This is a genomic window from Aurantivibrio infirmus (genome assembly GCF_054767315.1).
Map to the genome: position 1 here is coordinate 77,516 of NZ_BAAFSK010000002.1, position 14,540 is coordinate 92,055.

At 42.6% G+C, this 14,540-nt stretch carries 19 protein-coding genes; 12 read left to right on the top strand and 7 right to left on the bottom strand.

The window, feature by feature from the left end:
• The first annotated feature begins 171 nt into the window (after positions 1–171).
• On the top strand, positions 172–879 hold the full coding sequence (locus ACYUCY_RS04030; RefSeq protein WP_460225179.1) for a pirin family protein: 708 nt from the start codon (positions 172–174) through the stop codon (positions 877–879).
• Between the two features lie 15 nt (positions 880–894).
• On the top strand, positions 895–1,470 hold the full coding sequence (locus ACYUCY_RS04035) for an NADPH-dependent FMN reductase (RefSeq protein WP_460225180.1): 576 nt from the start codon (positions 895–897) through the stop codon (positions 1,468–1,470).
• 25 nt (positions 1,471–1,495) lie between these two features.
• On the opposite strand, the gene ACYUCY_RS04040 is transcribed toward ACYUCY_RS04035, so the two are convergent.
• Positions 1,496–2,365 (bottom strand): LysR family transcriptional regulator, encoded by an 870-nt coding sequence (locus ACYUCY_RS04040; RefSeq protein WP_460225181.1) that lies wholly within the window; start codon positions 2,363–2,365, stop codon positions 1,496–1,498.
• 509 nt (positions 2,366–2,874) lie between these two features.
• On the opposite strand from ACYUCY_RS04040, the gene ACYUCY_RS04045 reads away from it, so the two are divergent.
• Positions 2,875–3,735 (top strand): hypothetical protein, encoded by an 861-nt coding sequence (locus ACYUCY_RS04045; RefSeq protein ID WP_460225182.1) that lies wholly within the window; start codon positions 2,875–2,877, stop codon positions 3,733–3,735.
• 173 nt (positions 3,736–3,908) lie between these two features.
• The gene (locus tag ACYUCY_RS04050; protein WP_460225183.1) at positions 3,909–4,349 is read left to right on the top strand and encodes a DUF6152 family protein; all 441 of its coding nucleotides are present in this window, start codon (positions 3,909–3,911) and stop codon (positions 4,347–4,349) included.
• Positions 4,350–4,603: 254 nt separating this feature from the next.
• On the opposite strand, the gene ACYUCY_RS04055 is transcribed toward ACYUCY_RS04050, so the two are convergent.
• From ACYUCY_RS04055 to ACYUCY_RS04080, 6 genes are all read right to left on the bottom strand, one after another.
• Positions 4,604–4,744, bottom strand: a complete 141-nt coding sequence (locus tag ACYUCY_RS04055) for a hypothetical protein (protein WP_460225184.1) — start codon at positions 4,742–4,744, stop codon at positions 4,604–4,606.
• A gap of 121 nt (positions 4,745–4,865) precedes the next feature.
• The gene (locus ACYUCY_RS04060) at positions 4,866–5,342 is read right to left on the bottom strand and encodes a DUF6644 family protein (protein ID WP_460225185.1); all 477 of its coding nucleotides are present in this window, start codon (positions 5,340–5,342) and stop codon (positions 4,866–4,868) included.
• A 94-nt stretch (positions 5,343–5,436) separates the two neighbouring features.
• Positions 5,437–5,856, bottom strand: coding sequence for a hypothetical protein (locus tag ACYUCY_RS04065; RefSeq protein WP_460225186.1), 420 nt, complete (start codon positions 5,854–5,856; stop codon positions 5,437–5,439).
• A gap of 279 nt (positions 5,857–6,135) precedes the next feature.
• A complete protein-coding gene (locus tag ACYUCY_RS04070) occupies positions 6,136–6,696 on the bottom strand; it encodes a hypothetical protein (protein ID WP_460225187.1) in 561 nt (186 codons plus the stop codon).
• Between the two features lie 43 nt (positions 6,697–6,739).
• Positions 6,740–7,432 carry a HupE/UreJ family protein gene (locus ACYUCY_RS04075; protein WP_460225188.1) on the bottom strand — a complete coding sequence of 231 codons (693 nt, stop codon included), beginning with the start codon at positions 7,430–7,432 and terminating at the stop codon, positions 6,740–6,742.
• Positions 7,432–7,908 (bottom strand): hypothetical protein, encoded by a 477-nt coding sequence (locus ACYUCY_RS04080; protein WP_460225189.1) that lies wholly within the window; start codon positions 7,906–7,908, stop codon positions 7,432–7,434. Before ACYUCY_RS04080 ends, ACYUCY_RS04075 begins: the two co-directional genes overlap by 1 nt.
• Before the next feature lie 408 nt (positions 7,909–8,316).
• On the opposite strand from ACYUCY_RS04080, the gene ACYUCY_RS04085 reads away from it, so the two are divergent.
• Genes ACYUCY_RS04085 through ACYUCY_RS04120 form a run of 8 tightly spaced genes read left to right on the top strand, consistent with a single transcriptional unit; the run spans position 8,317 to position 14,536 of the window.
• A complete protein-coding gene (locus ACYUCY_RS04085; RefSeq protein WP_460225190.1) occupies positions 8,317–9,135 on the top strand; it encodes a beta-ketoacyl synthase chain length factor in 819 nt (272 codons plus the stop codon).
• A gap of 7 nt (positions 9,136–9,142) precedes the next feature.
• Positions 9,143–9,937, top strand: coding sequence for a lysophospholipid acyltransferase family protein (locus tag ACYUCY_RS04090; protein ID WP_460225191.1), 795 nt, complete (start codon positions 9,143–9,145; stop codon positions 9,935–9,937).
• Complete coding sequence (locus ACYUCY_RS04095) at positions 9,930–10,184, top strand: phosphopantetheine-binding protein (protein WP_460225192.1); 255 nt, start codon at positions 9,930–9,932, stop codon at positions 10,182–10,184. Before ACYUCY_RS04090 ends, ACYUCY_RS04095 begins: the two co-directional genes overlap by 8 nt.
• Before the next feature lie 11 nt (positions 10,185–10,195).
• On the top strand, positions 10,196–10,444 hold the full coding sequence (locus ACYUCY_RS04100; RefSeq protein WP_460225193.1) for an acyl carrier protein: 249 nt from the start codon (positions 10,196–10,198) through the stop codon (positions 10,442–10,444).
• On the top strand, positions 10,444–10,998 hold the full coding sequence (locus ACYUCY_RS04105) for a COG4648 family protein (protein WP_460225194.1): 555 nt from the start codon (positions 10,444–10,446) through the stop codon (positions 10,996–10,998). The genes ACYUCY_RS04100 and ACYUCY_RS04105 overlap by 1 nt, the downstream gene beginning before the upstream one ends.
• Complete coding sequence (locus ACYUCY_RS04110) at positions 10,991–12,787, top strand: ApeI family dehydratase (RefSeq protein ID WP_460225195.1); 1,797 nt, start codon at positions 10,991–10,993, stop codon at positions 12,785–12,787. The genes ACYUCY_RS04105 and ACYUCY_RS04110 overlap by 8 nt, the downstream gene beginning before the upstream one ends.
• A gap of 1 nt (position 12,788) precedes the next feature.
• Complete coding sequence (locus ACYUCY_RS04115) at positions 12,789–13,592, top strand: glycosyltransferase family 2 protein (protein WP_460225196.1); 804 nt, start codon at positions 12,789–12,791, stop codon at positions 13,590–13,592.
• 2 nt (positions 13,593–13,594) lie between these two features.
• Positions 13,595–14,536 (top strand): LpxL/LpxP family acyltransferase, encoded by a 942-nt coding sequence (locus ACYUCY_RS04120; RefSeq protein ID WP_460225197.1) that lies wholly within the window; start codon positions 13,595–13,597, stop codon positions 14,534–14,536.
• The last annotated feature ends 4 nt before the right edge of the window (positions 14,537–14,540 follow it).

Consider the following 14,540-nt stretch of genomic DNA (forward strand, 5'->3'; position numbering starts at 1 on the left):
ACTCCCTCATCTCTACTGTTTCAATCAGCCTTAGTTATGCTTTATCTTGTCAATTCGTCAAAATCGAATGGTAAGTCCTGTTAAATTCAATTTTTTTTTCTGAAAATGTCGTTACTATGTCGCGCCATTACATTGTGATTTCCAAGTACAAATTTTCAGAAGAGAGTTGGAATGGAATATTTTAGAAGTGCAGATAGTCGCGGCAGAGCAGACGTTGATTGGTTAGACAGTCGACATACTTTTTCGTTTGGCAGTTATTACGATCCAGAACATATGGGTTTTGGCGCATTGAGAGTTATTAATGAAGATCGAATTGTTCCCGGTGGTGGTTTTGATACGCATGGGCACAAAGATATGGAAATCATCTCATATGTTATTAGTGGAGCTCTTGCCCATAAGGATAGTATTGGTAATGGTTCCCAGATAAAGCCTGGTGAAGTTCAAAAGATGTCTGCCGGGTCAGGCATCGAACATAGTGAATTTAATGCTTCAAAAACTGAGCCCGTACATTTTTTACAGATTTGGATTCGGCCCAATCGAGTAGGTATTGATCCGAGTTATGAGCAAGTTTATTTTGCGCTAGAAGAACGTCAAAATACATTAAAATTAATTGTTTCTGGAAGTGGAAGAGAAGGTGCGATTCAAATTTCTCAAGATGTAGAAATTTATTCTGCAGTTCTTGACGTCGATAAGCATCTTAAATTTGATGTTGCGACTGATCGTAAGGTTTGGGTTCAGGTGGTTAAGGGCGAGCTAATAATCAACAGCGTTAAACTCGCAGCAGGCGATGGTCTTGGATTAGAAAAAATATCCGAAGTATCATTGGCGAGTACAAGCGACGCTGAAATACTCTTGTTTGATTTGGCAATTCAAAAATGAAAAAAGGTTCAAAATATGAGTAACAAAATTCTTTTTCTTGCAGGTAGTGCGCGTAAAGATTCAATGAATAAAAAATTGGCGCGGCATGCGTATGAAGTTGCCCTGAGCAAAGGCGCTGATGCAACATTTATCGATCTAAAAGATTTCTCAATGCCGATTTATGATGGCGATGATGAAGCAGAATCGGGCTTACCAAAAAACGCGCTTAAGCTAAAACAAATTTTTGTGGAACATCAAGGGCTTTTCATTGCCTCTCCAGAATACAATAGTTCATTTTCTCCTTTATTAAAAAATGCCTTAGACTGGATTTCACGTCCGGGAAGTAAAGACGAAAAGCCTCTCATTGCATATGCTGGGAAAGTCGCCGCGTTGTCGGCAGCTTCACCCGGTCACTATGGCGGTATCAGGGGGCTAGTGCCCTTGCGAATGATGTTGGGGAATATTCAAGTAAATGTGTTGCCGCAACAGGTAGCGATTCCATTTTATGGGAAAGCTTTTAATGATCAGGGTGTATTAGAAGATGAAAATTCAATAATGTTAATCGATACTTTGGTTTCGCAATTAATTGAACACGTTAAATTGCTAAATTAAGAACCACCATAAATTTTTATTCGAGTTACATCTTTCTTAGTGATTCGGCAAACTGCTTAGCGACCGGGCCGAGCTTGTCTTCATCGGTGACAACTAAAAAGAGATCTGTCGATCGAACTTGACCGCGTTCAAGGGGTAATTTTTTTAATGCCCCACTATCTAGATGTTGCGCGATTTTTGTTTCAGGCAGCCAAGCATAACCAAAACCTTCGCAAATTAAGTTTATTGATGTATCCATGGTGCTAACAGTCCAGCGTTGTTCAGCACCTAGCCAACCAGAATCCTTCTTATCTAAAATTGCGGAATCGCGCACAACTATTTGTCTATGAGATTTCAGTTGCTCATGTTTAAGTGGTGTGGGCTCTGAAAACAATGTGTGGTGTGGCGCCGCGACGGCGTAGAAATTGACGCTGCATAACAACTCGACTGGCAATTGTCGCGGTGCGAGTGGGGTTATCGCTATCGAAACTTCACCATTCTCAAGTAATTCGTTGCTACCCGACAAAATCGTTTCAATCAATTCCACTCTGATATGTGGATAACGAGCGGATATCGCTTGAAACGCTGAGTAGAGTGGGGCGTAAGGGAAAACTGCATCGACGGCAACTTTTAAGATGGTTTCTTCGCCCTGCACGAGGCTTTCGGCAATTGCCTCAATCCGACTGACCTCATCTAATACCAGGTTGCTTCTGCGTAATAGCAATACTCCTTCGTCGGTCAGAATGGTGCGGCGACCTTCAACACGCAATAATTGAACCCCAAGGATTTGCTGGAGCTTATGAACTGCGGTGTTAATGCTCGACTGGCTTTTGTGAATAGCTTCAGCCGCTTTTGCAAAACTGCCGTGTTCAACGACGGCCTTTAACATACGCCATTGCTCAATAGTCGTCTTCATGGGTAGCCATTTATGCTCGTCGTTTGGTTGTTACTAAGTGGATGCTTAGTCGTTGCAAATTAAGGTGGCGTTTATTCTACTTTTCTTCGAGCAATTCGTAACTAGAGCACGCCTCCTGACGACAGAATTAATATCATTTTAGTTCATGGGTAATTATCAATTCCGTTTGCGGGTATCTATTTGTTTTCATTGGTGATTTTTGTGGTGCGTTGGCTTGGAAATAACAAGTTCGTCCAGTCATGGTTAAGATATGTTGTCACTGACAAATGCACTTTGCGTAAAACGTCTCGATTAGATACCATCTTGCTCCGTGACTGTTGGGGCAGCCCATTTCAGTTGTTCAGCTCTAGTTCAGCTCCGTTAACTTAGAATAATTGGCACACTCAATTTATAGTTATTTAGTCGCGTGCTTGATGTAGAGCAGATACAACCCAAATTCAATAATGTATTAATAAACATCATAATAAACGATCTATACCAGAAGGTTTATTACCAGAGAGAGAAAGCATATGGTTAACCAATGTTTCCGTAAGGGATTCCTTTTCGCGACTTTAATTTCCGCTTGCCTAGTGTCGGCAACTTCGACTTTTGCTCAGGTGGAGGGCTATGAGCCACCGAGAACGGCTGGGGGCAAACCTGATTTCAATGGCGTTTGGCAGAGTATGGGGCGCCATAATTTCAATATTGAGCCACATTCTGCGCAAGCAGCTATGGCAATGCGTGAGGGGCCATTTGTTCCTGTTCCCGCTAAGCCGGTTGTTGCTCTGGGTGCGGTTGGTTCTGTGCCAGCAAGCTTAGGCATTGTTGTTGATGGCAAAATTCCTTATAAGCCAGAAGCGCTCAAGCAGCGTGATGCTAATCGCGAGAATTGGCTGACGGCGGACCCAGAAATTAAATGCTATTTGCCAGGCGTGCCTCGTGCGAATTACATGCCTTACGCATTCCAAATTTTCCACAATGACGATGCTTTGTTCTTTGCCTATGAATATGCAGGCGCTGTACGTAACATACTGTTGGAAGATCCGGGTGAAACCGGTATTGAGTCTTGGATGGGTAATTCCTGGGCGCGTTGGGAAGGGGATACTTTGGTCATCGAAGTAAGCGGTTTAAATGGTCAAGCATGGTTAGATCGTGCGGGTAACTATTTGACCTACGATGCGAAAGTTACCGAGCGCTACACCCTAACAGGGCCAAACACGATTGCTTATGAAGCGACCATCGAAGATGAGTCTCTATTCACTAAGCCGTGGAAAATTGCTTATCCGATATACAAGATGACGGGTAAAGATGCGCAATTACAGCAATTTAAATGCGTAGAGTTTGTCGAAGAGCTCATGTACGGCCATTTACGTAAAGAGCCATTGGAATAAGCTTGATGATTGGGGTCCAGCGAAAGAGGTTCCGCTAGGCTCCAAATAACACCGATGGGTTTGCAATGCCGTATTGGGAAGCAAACTTTTAGCTCAGGGAAGAGAGAAATACCAGACAACAAAAAAACAATCGACATACGATAGACTAAGTTTTACACAGTGAGGATAGGATTATGAAAATTAGATTAGCAGCACTAGCAGCGCTTATCATGACGTTTATGCTGAACATGAGTCAGGTTAATGCTCACCACGCGTTTGCGGCTGAGTTTGACGCCGATTCACCGGTTCTTTTAAAAGGGCAAGTATCGAAGGTTGAGTTAATTAACCCTCATTCTTGGATTCATGTCGATGTTAAGAATGATGACGGCAGTGTCGAGGAGTGGATGGTTGAAGGTGGAACGCCAAATACTCTATATCGTGCCGGCGTAACTCGTAAGTCACTCCCTATTGGAACCGATGTAATTGTTCGTGGTTACCAGAGCAAAGACAAAGTGTGTGAGCCGAAATGTAAGGCAAATGGCCGCGACATCACATTGTCGAATGGCGAGAAAGTCTTCATGGGTTCTTCAGGTACTGGTGCACCAAGTGACGGTTCTGATCCAACTGAAAGATAAGAAGCTGCTTCTTTAGGTGCCGGATAATTTAGTTCGGCCCCTTTTAAGAACGACAGACATAAAAAAACCTCGGGCAACACCTGAGGTTTTTTTATGTCTGTCGTTTTATTAATGTCGAGAAAAAAGTTGTTGGATATTGTTCGTTGGACCGAATAACTTCTTAAATTACTTGTTTGTTCTAGATATGAATTTCTCTGATAGTTTTAAGCTCGTAAACTATCATAAGCTTGATTCGATCTTAGGTGCAGCAGCGTCTAACCGAAGTGGTATTCAATTAATCCTGTGCCGACAATATAGATTTGAGTTCCCCAATAAATTAAGGCTGCTCCAAGTATCGTGGCAGATAGAGTTAAGGCTATCACTTGCTGTTTATCGAGTTTTTTATCTTCAGACATAATTAAATTTCTCTTTGCTTTAATCTTCTTTAGTCATATTTCTGATGAGTTAATCACAAATAGGCTTATTATTATTTTTTGCCGGTTCTGCAGTTACTTTTAAATCTATTTGCCAAGTCTATTAGGAAAATCCGATCCAGCGACCCGCAGCGGCAACCGTAAACCAAGTCATAATTGAGGCAATCGCGATTAGTTTCAATGTCCAAGGATTGACTTGTGTTAAATCTCTATTGAGCAGAGGTTTTTTAATTAAGAAAACAAACAGGATGCCGGTTAAGAGTGCGATCATCTTCACCCAAAAGGACTCTTTTGTATAACATTTAATAGCTACACCAGCCAGCATAAAAATCCCGGTAAAGATAACGACACCTAGGCCCCATTTAAACCACTTGTGGGCGCCCTCAGCGACAACATTTGTTGGTACATCGCGCATGATCACATTTAACAAACGTAAGTCAGTAGCGAGTACGGTGCCGCCAATTAACGCTAATGAGAGTAAGTGAAAGGTTTGAAAAATAACGTAAACCCCATCATAGGATTTAGATGCTTGGCCTAAGAGTGACGATTCTAGCCATTCGAAAAACGGTAACAGCTCCATTGGGAACTCCTGCAATTAAAATTCAAAATAAAATGTTATGTAATCAATTCTTTCTTCAGGTCTGATAAGAAAAGCCTGAATAAATCTTGTAATTCTACTTCCCGATCGAGCAACCTACTGCCCAATTAATAAATGCGCCTTGCTCGATATCGCAGTCAAACCAGTTGTAGGCCATTGCTCTGCCGGCAAAAACCACTAACATCCACAAAATTAAAGACAGGCCCGCGCCGACTCTGATTCTTTTTGGTGGTATCGGGTCGCTATCCCACGTATCGACAGACTTATTCATTGCACGATGAAACAGCCAAGCATTGATGGCTGCTAAGACTAGCAATACCATCTTCAATCTAAACCAAATGCTTTGTGTTTCATGTAAAGCATTCGCGTAGTAGAGAAGTAAACCCGTGATGATCATTACGATGAACCCAATCATCATTGGCATATTTAAGCGAGCAGCAATTGTTGAGGCTGGAATATTTGTCATCGACCAACCCAGCATGCGTAAATCAATCATGAACAACATTCCCAATGAAATCATCAGGGTGAGAACGTGTGTGGACTCCAGCCAATTCCACAGATATAGGGAGCTAATTATAGATTGGCTAAATTCCTGGCCTGATAACCATTGCGAGAAATTTAATAAGGCTTCGTTTAACACCGGGTGTCTTCTCCTATTTAGAGGACCAGCGAATCGCTGGTGTTTTATACGTTATTTATTGTAATCAAAGATAGTTAATAACTTTTACATTCTAATGTTGAAGTTATCGGTTTTTCGGATGTTTATTTTTTTAATTTATTTGAAGTCGCGCTCGTTTTCAAAACCGTCTCTAAATTCAGTGACTTGAGGAAAAAACCCTGTTGCGTTTAGTGTGATGGTTATTGTTGAAGTATTTCTATTTTCCCAATACCAGCCATGAATACCCGAGAATGGGGCAGTATACGAGCCATATTCCTTCGCGCTTTGACGCTGATCAAATGAAGGTGAATATTCTTCAGGGGATACACCATCTTTCTCTGAGTGCATATCGAAAAAGACCTCACCGCCGGTACTCTCCCACTTAAACAACATCGTCGCCCCTTCGTCCAATCGATATTTATATTCTAGTGATTCAAATGCTGCCAAAGTGACGGTATAGGTATCTTGGAAAAACTCCCCATCTTGCCGATTGAGTGCGCCCACAGTCTGTTCATCTTGAGACATGCCGGTGATGCCAAGTAGCTTTCCCGTGCCAAGCGGATCGATGTTAAATTCTGCCGGTAAAATTGCGATAAATAGCAATGCGCAGGCTACGATCAGTGCAGCGCCAGTGGCAATAAGTATATTTTTCGCTGAGCTTTTATTGTTTGCTTGCATAAGTAGAGTCTTTCTTTTTTGCTTTTACAGTTTAAGTGAACCGTTATGCGAAATAACCCGTGAGTTGATAACCTGCCAGTAAAAATCCACCGGTCATGAGTAGGGAATTCGCTAAAAAAGCGTGTTTATTAAAACTGGCCATTTGCCGCCATCGCCAGAATAAAATCAGAATAAAAGAGAGGGCGATAATTTGTCCGATCTCGACGCCGATATTAAAGCTTATGATGTTGGTGATTAATCCGTCTTTGGCAATTGAAAAATCTTGTAGTTTTGTCGCTAAACCTAAGCCATGAAATAAGCCAAAAAATAACACAGCTATTTTAGTGTTGGGCTGAAAATGAAATACTTTTTCAAACCCGCCCATATTTTCAAAAGCTTTATACACAATCGAAAAGCCAATGATGGCATCAATTAAATACGCATTGACCTGTAAGCCGCCTAGTACGCCCCCTAATAAGGTAATGCTGTGCCCAAGCGTAAAAAGCGAAACGTAGAGTACGACGTCTTTTAAGCGAAATAAAAAAAAGATCACGCCGACTAGAAATAGTAAGTGGTCGTAGCCGGTAACCATATGTTTTGCGCCTAAATACATAAAAGGAGCAATGGCCGCTCCCTCTACGCCTTCAACGAATTGCGCATTGCTTTCAGATATATTGTGGGACCACAGGGAAAAAGATAGGCAGGCGGAAAGAATGCCAAACGTTATCGCGAGTGCGCGTTTTTTTTGAAAAAGCATCAATCAACTTCTGCCATATCAATAAATTTAAGATGGCAAGCTCTGCAGACGTTATACAGCTGCCCACCGAGATCAAAGATCGCTTGTTCATCGTGGGCTTCTGCAGCGGCAATCAATTGGTTGCCCGTATCGATAATGGCTTGCGAATAAACGAGCCAACTTTCATCGCGACCGTCAGCTCCGTCCACACGACCTGGCATCATCAAAAGATTTCCTGCTTCAGCAACGATAGTGGCGCCATTAATAACAACCTGCCATTCCGCATCCGTTTCAGGAAAAAGCTCTCGCTCGCCGTCTTTGTCGATCACCCAGCCAGAATTTAACCAAATCATATCTGCGCCAGGGTCGAGAACTCTGTACATCAATTGTTCAATGTCGGCACTGGGCTTATAGGGAGTTGCGGCCTTAGTTGAGTTATCTGAACTGCATGCGCCCACTAGCAGCAAAGTGAAAGAAATGAGTAGGGCCTTGTGCATCGGAACTCCTATTGGCGAGAACAGGTATTATTCTCGGCTCAAATACATCGCTATAAATTGGGGTTTAGTTAAGGCAAAAGAACAATAAGCCCGAATGATCTTATATTCAGGCCCCGTAGTTCAAGCTCGTTATGGTTAAGAATGATTCTCTGCTGTTATTGTTATGGTTACGAATTATTTAACAATGTTAACTTAACGTAACTGATCTCCCAAGCCGTAAGCGTAAGAGCCAGGTGATATTCGTTCATTTCTTGCTATGATGCGGCCCGTCGCTACAATGTAGCCTCGCTTTTAATAGAGCGCGTGATAATAAGTAAATAAAAGAAACATGAAATACCCAGAGACGGCTGTTCAAAAATTAATCGAAATTGGTATCTTAGTGACTGTCATTTAGAAAGTTGGGGAAGTGTGGGCAAGATTCAGTTAACAATTAAACGTTGGGCGGCCTGGATGCCAGAAGCTCAAGATAGGCAAGCGTGGGTAGCTTGGAGCCAACGCCCAGATCGGTCTGGCGATAGGCAAGATTCTGGGCTCACCAAAGAAAACGCTCAAGAAAGTGTTGTCTCAGCAAAACCTTCCGTCGATCAAATTCCTCCCATGCTGCGCCGACGCTTAAGTCCCTTGGGTAAGATGGCGGCTTCGGTAGCTTGGCCCTTGTTGAGCGACGGGCAATTGATTCCCAGCATATTCTGCAGTCGACACGGAGAGCTTTCGCGCACCGTCGACATGTTGAGAGACCTAGCTAAAGGTGAAGATCTTTCCCCGACTCATTTCAGTCTGTCCGTTCACAATGCAATTGGAGGCGTATTCTCCATCGCCCGCAAAGATACCGCACCAATATCTGCGTTGGCTTGCGGTGATGATGGGATTTGCCAGGCTTTGCTAGAGGCGGCCTTAATCTTACAAGAAAGTGAATATGATGAAGCGCTTTGTGTTTTCTACGATGCGCCGATACCCGGCGTTTATCGTGACACTCTAACTGGCCCGGCATTTTCTTATGCTGCGGCATTTGTTATCGGTTTGGGTGATCCTGTTGATTCTTCCGATCAGCAAGTCGCGTTGGAAATGCAAATGCAAAAGTTGGCGCTTGGTGCTGCTCCGAAACCGATGTCTGAGCCTCATGTTTTAAGTTTTATCCGTTTTTTGCTAGCGAACAATAAGGAGGCCGTAACGATCGTCGCTGCAAGACATGCATGGATGCTTGTCAAACGGTCAATAGGTAAGTAAGTCGTTTATGTTGCGAAGTGGTATTCATACTCTGATAGGCAAGCTAAGTAAGCTCTGGCGAATCATTGCGACTGCAATTGCGTTTACGGTTTTTGGTCTTGGCGGTTCTCTACTGCCCTTTATCGTCGTGCCCATTCTCTACCTTCTTCCCGGAGGTCCAATGGTGAGAGAGCGGCGTGCAAAAGCTTATATTCACTATATAATGCGCTGCTTCGTTGAGACCATGCGTTGCTTAGGCATACTGACATATTGTGTAGATCGACGAGCCGAATATAATCGGCCGGGCCAGCTTATTCTGGCTAATCATCCATCGCTTATTGATGTTGTGTTTTTGATTGCTTTTATTCGTCGTGCCGATTGTGTTGTTAAAAGCTCTTTAACTCAGAATCTATTTACTCGTTTTTCAATTGGCTTAGCGGGCTATATAGCGAATGACGATCCTGAAAAAATTTTGGAAGCTGCGGCTGCTTCTTTGGAGCGTGGTAATAGCTTAATAATATTTCCAGAAGGTACCCGAACAACGCCAGGGCAGCCTATGGAGCTACAAAGAGGTGCGGCAAATATTGCCTTGCGCTGCGAGGCGCCAATTACACCAGTCGTTATTACTTGTGAGCCAACAACCTTAACCAAAAATATGCCCTGGTATCGAATTCCACCGCGTCGGTTTCATTTCACGATGAATATTCGCGATAAAATACCCATCGAAGAATTTTTAGATGAACCGCATCCATCAATTGCTTCACGACGATTAACAGAATTTTTACGAAATTATTTTACACAGGAGTTAGCAAGTCATGAGTGACCTGGATAAAGATCTGAAACAGCTCATTATCGACGCCCTCGACCTCGAAGATATAACGGTAGAGGATATTGATAGTGAAGCGCCTTTGTTTCTAGAGGGTTTAGGTTTAGATTCCATTGATGCGTTGGAATTGGGCTTGGCAATACAAAAACAATACGGCATTAAATTGGAAGCAGATTCCGCGGAAACCAAAAAACATTTTGCTAGCGTAAATAGTTTAGCTGCTCTCGTTAAAGCTCATGCTTAGTGGATGAAGATATGAATAATAAAGAAGAAATATTCAAGCGCATCGTTGAAGTTCTAACTGACTTATTTGAAATCGAGGCTGAGCGAATTAAGATTGATTCTAATCTCTATACGGATCTTGATATCGATAGTATCGACGCGGTTGATCTAGTTGTTGAATTAAAAAAAATAAGTGGCAAAAAAATTAAGCCAGAAGACTTCAAAAGCGTAAGAACAGTTGGCGACGTTGTTGATGCTGTAGCCGAATTAATGGGCGTTTAATGTCAATATTTATACGTGTCGCTATCGTTTTGGTGACATTGTTATATCCTGTTGGTGTTTATTTTGGTTTGCAATACTTCGATGCTCGAATCGTTGTTTTTATGTTGGTGCTCGTTGCAGCCTTGCGCCTTTTTAACTTAGATCATTCGCCTACCAAGCATTGGTTATGGTTGCCTTTGCTTGGGATTATAGTGCTGTGGACTTGGTTGTCTAATTCTGACGCCGGTTTAAAACTTTACCCGGTATTTGTAAACTTCAGCTTTTTAGTGTTATTTGCATGGAGTTTAAAGCAGCCGCCACCCATGGTGGAGCGTTTTGCACGGCTACGAAATTCTGAATTCCCGCCTCAAGCAATTGCATACATGCGAAAAGTCACCATCGTATGGTGTGTGTTTTTCTTTTTCAATGCTCTGGCTGCATTGTCGACTAGCTTATGGGCGAGTGATGAAGTTTGGGCTTTGTACAATGGTTTTATAGCTTATGTGATTATGGCGAGCGTTTTCGCAATCGAATGGCTGGTAAGACTATGGATAATGAGATTAGAGGATGAATAAGTATTTTTCACTCGACCAGTTGTTAGCTGTTGAGCGTGATGCAAACGCAATCCAAGGTTTGCGCAATGGCAAGACCTTAAGTTGGCAGTATTGGCGGCAGCGAGTTTTAAATTGGCAAACCGTTTTGCAAGCGCATTCGGGTAAAACGTGGGCGCTTTATCATTCTGATGCGGTAGAATTTTCAGCGATTTTATTTGCATTGTGGGCGAGCGAAAAAGTTGCTTGCGTTCCAGGTTCAAATCAGACCCTTATTGTTGAAAGCCTCGCAAAAAGAGTCGATGGTTTTATCGGTGAGTTTGAAAGTGATTCAGCACTTTTTAATTCAAAAACACGCTTACAAGATATCGACCTGGATCCGAGTTCAGATAAAAATCTATGCTCGAAAAGTCAAACCTTCGAAGCCGTTCAACTCGATAGCAAAATGCTCGCGATGGAGGTCTTTACTTCTGGTTCTACCGGTGAGCCTCAGGCTATTCCCAAATACCTGCATCAACTAATTGCCGAAGTAAATAATTTAGAAAAAGTGTGGGGTTCGCAGGCAGGGCAGTCGCTAACATTGGCAACGGTAAATCATCATCATATTTACGGTTTGTTATTTAGAGTCCTTTGGGCTCTTTCTGCTGGCCGCTGCTTTGAGGCGGAGGTATGCGAGTTTTTAGAAGATATACATTATCGTGCCGCCGATTGGGATAGCTTTTTATTAATCTCTAGCCCCACCCATCTAACCCGCTTACCTGAAAAAAATGATTGGTCACGGGTCACTAGTCATTGCCGAGGCATTTTTAGTTCTGGCGCACCCTTGCCGCGAGATTCTAGTTTGCACGTTGCCGCTGAAACAAAATTAACACCGATAGAAGTTTTTGGTAGCTCGGAAACCGGCGGTATCGCTTGGCGACAACAAGCTTTTGAATCAGATACCTTATGGGGAACCTTTCCTGGGATTCAAATTAGCACTGAAGAAGATTCGCAATGCTTGCAAATACAATCGCCTTATTTGCCAAGCATTAGTGAGTGGTATGTGACGAGCGATAAAGTAGAGCTTATAGAAAAGAATAAATTCAAAGTCATTGGCCGAGTTGATCGTATTGCAAAAATTGAAGGCAAACGTGTTTCCTTAACTGAAATGGAGACTGCTTTGTTGGCCAATAATTTAATTGATCAGGCGCGCGTTGTAGTTATTACGGGAAAACGAACTGAAGTGGGAGTTGTCGCTGTTTTGAGTGCCCAGGGTTTGGCTGAGCTGAATGAAAAAGGTAAGAGAGTCGTAAATTTAGCATTACAGGATCATTTACAACAACAGTTTGAGCGGCCTGTTGTGCCCCGACGTTGGCGCTATTTGAGTGAATTGCCTCGTGATAGCCAAGGTAAAATAACGCAGCAAAACTTACTCGATTTATTTTCTAAGCAAGTTGAGAAAAAAGTAGAATCGAGGCCTGAACTTCCTCTGGTTCGCGCGCAAGAATTGGCAGGCGCGAAGCTTACTTTGCAAATAGAAATTCAGCCGAATCTCATTTTTTTCGATGGCCACTTTGAGCAGGCTGCAATATTGCCAGGCGTTGTGCAAATACGGTGGGCTAAATACTTTGGTGAGACAATGTTGGGATTCGTTGGTGAGTTCTCACACCTTGAAGCGATCAAGTTTCAACAGGTAATTCGACCGGGGCAATTAGTGACGGTTGATTTGGAGTTTAATCGAGAAAAAAACAAACTCGCTTTTTCTTATCATTCTGAAGTAGGTGCGCATTCCAGTGGCCGTATCGTTAATCGAATCAATGAATCGGTAAGTTGATGTGGACAGTTGGCGACCTTGTATTTTAATTCCAGTTTTTAATCACGAGCATGCAATCGTGCAGGTCGTCGAAGGCGCCCTAGAATTTGATACCGATATCATATTGATTGATGATGGTAGCGATAATTCATGCGGCAAAGTATTGCAGTCGCTCTCAAATCGCTACGAATTGGTTTCACTTATTCAGATGCCGGAGAATCAAGGTAAAGGTGAGGCCGTTAAAAAAGGTTTTCTAGAAGCTGAAAAGCGCTCGTATAGTCATGCGCTGCAAATCGATGCAGATGGGCAGCACACGATTAGCGATATACAAAAATTTCTTGATCTGGGTTTTGATAATCAGCGAGCAGTCATTTGCGGCTGTCCTATTTACGGTGACGACATTCCTAAGATCAGATTGTATGGCCGCTATCTCACTCACGTTTGGGTATATATAAATACCTGGTCTCTAAAAATAAAAGACTCGATGTGTGGTTTCCGTTTATACCCATTAGCTGAAACATGTAACTTAGTTAGGCAAGAAACTGTGGGCTCGCGAATGGATTTTGATACGGAAATTATTGTGCGCTGGGTTTGGCGAGGCGGTAAAGTTATCAACCTCTTTACCAAGGTTAATTATCCGCTCGACGGTGTTTCGCATTTCAACGCATTAGCTGACAATTGGCGGATAACAAAAATGCACACGCGGCTTTTTTTTGGCATGCTTTTTCGGTTGCCTAAAATATTGCATCGTAAATTTAGATCACAAGAGGGAGTCGATTTAAGCGGGCGTGATACTTCATCAAAGCGTGGCAATGGAGCTCCATAGTTATGAAGAAGACATGGTCTGAAATTGAGGAAACTACCAGTGTGTTTGGTATGCGCTTCATGTTTTTCGTATACAGAATATTAGGTCGTTTCGTTTTCTCCATATTCTTATTTCCCGTCATTGCTTACTATTATTTTACGCAGCCGGTTGCGCGACTTTCTTCAAAAGAGTTCCTGTCTAGGGTTCAAAAGTTAGAAGAGAAATTCCAGAAAGAATCATTAAACCGCCTAAGCTATCGCCATTTTCTGCAATTCGGGAATAGCATGTTAGATAAGTTGGCAGTATGGGCCGGAAAGGTGGATCTGGCCACCGTAAGTTATAGTGGTCGCGAGGAGTTTCTAAAGACCGTTGATGAAGGCAAGGGTGCTTTAGTTATCGCGTCACACCTTGGCAATCAAGAAATTTCTCGTGTGATGGCGGATTCACATAAGCGGGTAAAGCTAAATATTTTAGTGCACACAAAACATGCGCAGAAATTTAATAAATTACTAAAAGACATAGATGAAACGAGTAGCCTCAATTTAATTCAAGTGACGGAAGTGTCGCCTTCAACCGCAATGATGCTGAGCGAAAAAATTAACGCAGGCGAGGTTATCGTGATCGCAGGTGATCGTGCGCCTATTGGCGGGGGCCGCCAAAGTTCAGTGAATTTTTTGGGTGATGAGGCTGTGTTTCCGCAAGGGCCGTATATACTTGCGTCAATTTTCAAGTGTCCGGTATTTTTATTGTTCTGTGTGAACGAAAATCCTGGTTACAAAATTATTATTGAACATTTTGCAGAAATAATTAGTTTGCCTCGCAAACAAAGAGATCGATTGCTTACCGAATGGGCGCAAAAATTTGCTGCTCGACTTGGTTATTACGCGAGACAATACCCATTACAGTGGTACAATTTTTTTGATTTCTGGCAGGATAATCCAGAGCGAAAATCAAAACTTGAATAACGAA

Coding starts and splice junctions, on each gene's coding strand:
- ACYUCY_RS04030 (WP_460225179.1), top strand. CDS start 172: ATGGAATATTTTAGAAGTGCAGATAGTCGCGGCAGAGCAGACGTTGAT.
- ACYUCY_RS04035 (WP_460225180.1), top strand. CDS start 895: ATGAGTAACAAAATTCTTTTTCTTGCAGGTAGTGCGCGTAAAGATTCA.
- ACYUCY_RS04040 (WP_460225181.1), bottom strand. CDS start 2,365: ATGAAGACGACTATTGAGCAATGGCGTATGTTAAAGGCCGTCGTTGAA.
- ACYUCY_RS04045 (WP_460225182.1), top strand. CDS start 2,875: ATGGTTAACCAATGTTTCCGTAAGGGATTCCTTTTCGCGACTTTAATT.
- ACYUCY_RS04050 (WP_460225183.1), top strand. CDS start 3,909: ATGAAAATTAGATTAGCAGCACTAGCAGCGCTTATCATGACGTTTATG.
- ACYUCY_RS04055 (WP_460225184.1), bottom strand. CDS start 4,744: ATGTCTGAAGATAAAAAACTCGATAAACAGCAAGTGATAGCCTTAACT.
- ACYUCY_RS04060 (WP_460225185.1), bottom strand. CDS start 5,342: ATGGAGCTGTTACCGTTTTTCGAATGGCTAGAATCGTCACTCTTAGGC.
- ACYUCY_RS04065 (WP_460225186.1), bottom strand. CDS start 5,856: ATGATTGATTTACGCATGCTGGGTTGGTCGATGACAAATATTCCAGCC.
- ACYUCY_RS04070 (WP_460225187.1), bottom strand. CDS start 6,696: ATGCAAGCAAACAATAAAAGCTCAGCGAAAAATATACTTATTGCCACT.
- ACYUCY_RS04075 (WP_460225188.1), bottom strand. CDS start 7,432: ATGCTTTTTCAAAAAAAACGCGCACTCGCGATAACGTTTGGCATTCTT.
- ACYUCY_RS04080 (WP_460225189.1), bottom strand. CDS start 7,908: ATGCACAAGGCCCTACTCATTTCTTTCACTTTGCTGCTAGTGGGCGCA.
- ACYUCY_RS04090 (WP_460225191.1), top strand. CDS start 9,143: ATGTTGCGAAGTGGTATTCATACTCTGATAGGCAAGCTAAGTAAGCTC.
- ACYUCY_RS04095 (WP_460225192.1), top strand. CDS start 9,930: ATGAGTGACCTGGATAAAGATCTGAAACAGCTCATTATCGACGCCCTC.
- ACYUCY_RS04100 (WP_460225193.1), top strand. CDS start 10,196: ATGAATAATAAAGAAGAAATATTCAAGCGCATCGTTGAAGTTCTAACT.
- ACYUCY_RS04105 (WP_460225194.1), top strand. CDS start 10,444: ATGTCAATATTTATACGTGTCGCTATCGTTTTGGTGACATTGTTATAT.
- ACYUCY_RS04110 (WP_460225195.1), top strand. CDS start 10,991: ATGAATAAGTATTTTTCACTCGACCAGTTGTTAGCTGTTGAGCGTGAT.
- ACYUCY_RS04120 (WP_460225197.1), top strand. CDS start 13,595: ATGAAGAAGACATGGTCTGAAATTGAGGAAACTACCAGTGTGTTTGGT.